This is a genomic window from Bartonella sp. CL25QHWL, assembly GCF_042195335.1.
In the GTDB taxonomy this organism is placed as follows: domain Bacteria; phylum Pseudomonadota; class Alphaproteobacteria; order Rhizobiales; family Rhizobiaceae; genus Bartonella.
The window spans coordinates 329-3,224 of sequence record NZ_JBHIOE010000042.1; the positions used below are offsets into that span (position 1 = coordinate 329).

At 35.2% G+C, this 2,896-nt stretch carries 4 protein-coding genes and 1 pseudogene; 3 read left to right on the forward strand and 2 right to left on the reverse strand.

Features of this window, described 5'->3' with window-relative positions; translation table 11 throughout:
* The 3 genes and pseudogenes from ACFILY_RS09200 to ACFILY_RS09210 form a co-directional block, all read left to right on the forward strand.
* Positions 1–197 (forward strand): annotated as a pseudogene (locus ACFILY_RS09200) (replication protein RepA); the annotation flags it as partial.
* Between the two features lie 225 nt (positions 198–422).
* Positions 423–701, forward strand: a complete 279-nt coding sequence (locus ACFILY_RS09205; protein WP_375673348.1) for a type II toxin-antitoxin system RelE/ParE family toxin — start codon at positions 423–425, stop codon at positions 699–701.
* 17 nt (positions 702–718) lie between these two features.
* Positions 719–1,006: a HigA family addiction module antitoxin gene (locus ACFILY_RS09210; RefSeq protein WP_375612417.1), complete on the forward strand. Its 288-nt coding sequence runs from the start codon at positions 719–721 to the stop codon at positions 1,004–1,006.
* A 49-nt stretch (positions 1,007–1,055) separates the two neighbouring features.
* On the opposite strand, the gene ACFILY_RS09215 is transcribed toward ACFILY_RS09210, so the two are convergent.
* Together ACFILY_RS09215 and ACFILY_RS09220 are read right to left on the reverse strand one after the other, a co-directional pair.
* Positions 1,056–1,232 carry a hypothetical protein gene (locus ACFILY_RS09215; protein ID WP_375612418.1) on the reverse strand — a complete coding sequence of 59 codons (177 nt, stop codon included), beginning with the start codon at positions 1,230–1,232 and terminating at the stop codon, positions 1,056–1,058.
* Between the two features lie 388 nt (positions 1,233–1,620).
* Complete coding sequence (locus ACFILY_RS09220) at positions 1,621–2,289, reverse strand: hypothetical protein (RefSeq protein ID WP_375612419.1); 669 nt, start codon at positions 2,287–2,289, stop codon at positions 1,621–1,623.
* Positions 2,290–2,896: the final 607 nt, after the last annotated feature.

The window sequence follows — 2,896 nt, forward strand, 5'->3', positions numbered from 1 at the left end:
GTATTGGGATTAATAGATCCTACCGTCTCAACCCAAACCTTGGTTGGAAAGGTAGTGCTAAAATCCACAAAATAGCTCTTAGAAAGAACTTAAAAAATCGCATGAAAGCAGCCGGTATTCAAGGTGTATATGAGAATAGAAAACCTTTAGAAATGGACATTAGTAATCAAATAGATCTTGAAGATTATCTTAGATAAAAAAATAATTAGCTCCATTTATCTATAAAATAAGAGGCTGCCCCCTCCTCAATTCAAAAAATCTGCTTTAGCAGGCATTTTTGATGCTTAAAATATACAGATACAGAAGAGAAAAATAATAAAAGCATAGTAGTTACGCTTCACAATGTTACCAATAATGGTAACATTGTAGCTTAATGAACAACTTCTTCTTGTATTTTATAACGATACACATTACAGTGAATCATGATTTTGGGATTTAAACATAAAGGGCTTGAAGCCTTCTACAATACTGGTACTACAAAAGGAATTCAGTCTGCTCATACTCAAAAGTTAAGGCGTATTCTAGGTGCTCTTGACGTAGCTATATCACCAAATGATTTGAATTATCCGTCCTTTCGATTACATCCTTTAAAAGGTGATCTTAAGGGCTTTTGGTCAATTACAGTAAATGGAAATTGGCGTGTAATATTCCGTTTTGTTGGTATAGATGTCGAATTAGTTGATTATCTAGATTATCATTGAATAAGGAGAGATAAAAAATGATGAAAAACCCTCCACATCCTGGAGAACTCTTGCGTGAAGATGTAATCGTAGAGCTTGGTTTATCTGTTACCGAAACAGCTGAACGGCTTGGTATGTCTCGTGTAGCTTTTTCTAGGGTTTTAAATGGAAAAGCTGCTGTTAGTCCCAATCTCGCTATTAGACTTGAAATGGCTGGTGTGAGTACTGCACGTGCTTGGCTAGCTATGCAAACAAATTATGATTTAGCGCAAGCTTTAAAACAGAAACAGCCTAAAATACATCCTCTTTGTACTAGCTCTTGTTAGTACCATTCTATCGTATTGGAGAGCTTGACGAACATTCTCTAATAAGCTTTTACTTGAAAAGCATAAGATCAGAACCAGGAGGAGCTAGCCGTAATAGCAGCGTATCGTACCCCCAATTGACAGCTAAACTTAGAAATATCAAGACAATATAACCAATGACCATTGCTGTTTGGTGTTCAAAAGGTGCAGAGCCCGCTACATATCCAGTAAAAAAAATAAATAACACCAGCAAACTCCCCCCTGCTATAAACTCTGTTAAAATAATAACCGGTTTACGAATAAGCAAAAGAAAAAGGAAAAGAAAAAAAAGGCACGTTTTCAATATCTTATGTAATATTTTATAAACGATAGAAAACACTCTACGTATTATAGTTATTAAAATTGATTGTTTGGAATTTGGATTTTTCTCTTTTTTATTTAATTTATTAGTAGATAGAGTGTCCATTACCCCCTCCAATATTTTTATCTATAAAACGCTTTATGGCTATATGATACGTTTTATTTTATTCACGATTATTTATATACCTATATAAATAATTATTTCAATTTTATGATTTTTTAGTGCTTAATGTGACATAATTTTTAAAAAGCAGGCGCCCCCCCGCGCCTGTTATTTATGCTACTTCAGCGACCGTTTTAACAATATTATCGCCTTCATAAACCTCACAATTTCTGGGAACGAAAGAAAACCTAGCAGATCTTTTTATTATTGCATTGCCATATACATTACCACTAATATGGAAATAACCAGAGATCTTCGCATTGCCATAAACAGAACCGTAAACTTTAGTATGACACCCCACGCTAGCATTTTCATAGACCTTGCCATAAATTTTCGCTGCGCCACTAACAACAGCATGATCATAAACTTCTGCATTTCTATGAATACGTGCACTCCCAGATAATTTTGCATTACCATAAACCCGTGCATGATGATAAACCCATGCGTTATAAGAAAGATGAGCATCGTCATAAACATGAGCGCCCACATACACGCGGGTTTTATCACATACATGCGCATTCCCATAAATGTGACCACAAACAATAGCATCATCACAAACAATAGCGTTATCATAAACACGACCGTAGCTAAAAGCCCATGCATTACCACCAACCCAGCAATTTCCGTCATGAGAGAGGTTATCTTCCTTCTCAATAAAACCACCAAGATCACCAGCCTTGACATCACCAAAGTCTCTTAATGCACGAATGCGATAAAGTGTAACATCACCAACTTGTTTGGTTTCATTTGTAAATTCATATTTTTTGGAGATAGCGTTCATAATGAACTCCTTTAGGTTAATAATGTTTTGAATTGACACCTATAAAGGCGTCGGGTGCTCAAAACACAGCCTAAAGTCTGTTGTTATGCTTTCCCCGTAAGGGTATTATATGACATAACTACACCCGACAAAATCATTATACGTTTTTAAAACATACAAAGACAGTCAGTTTTTGAAAAGCAAAGAAAGATTGTTTCGTAATCTATTCGCTTTAGGATTAGTGTTTTGATCACTTAAGTATTAATATAGCAAAATACCCATTTATTGTCAACTATTTTTTGTCTTTTTTTGCCATTTTTTATAATATTTTCAAATATTTATCTCATAAAATAGCTTATAATTTTTATCTCTTTCTTTTGTAGTATTTGCCCTAAAAGCTCTCCCTTCTAATCATGATTTCGGAGCCGCGTGAGAGGGACAAAACAAGACGTTAGGTTCTTTGTCAAGGACGCCTTTAGGCGCCATGTAATGGTTTCCTTGACACTAAGAACCAAGGATTGTTAGTCCTCTCATTAAACGCGGATCTGATGTCATGATTTTGGTGAGCGTTCCGGAGAGTTTGAGAGGCGGAAAGCCTCTCATTAAAAAATAAAGTTTATAAATAAAA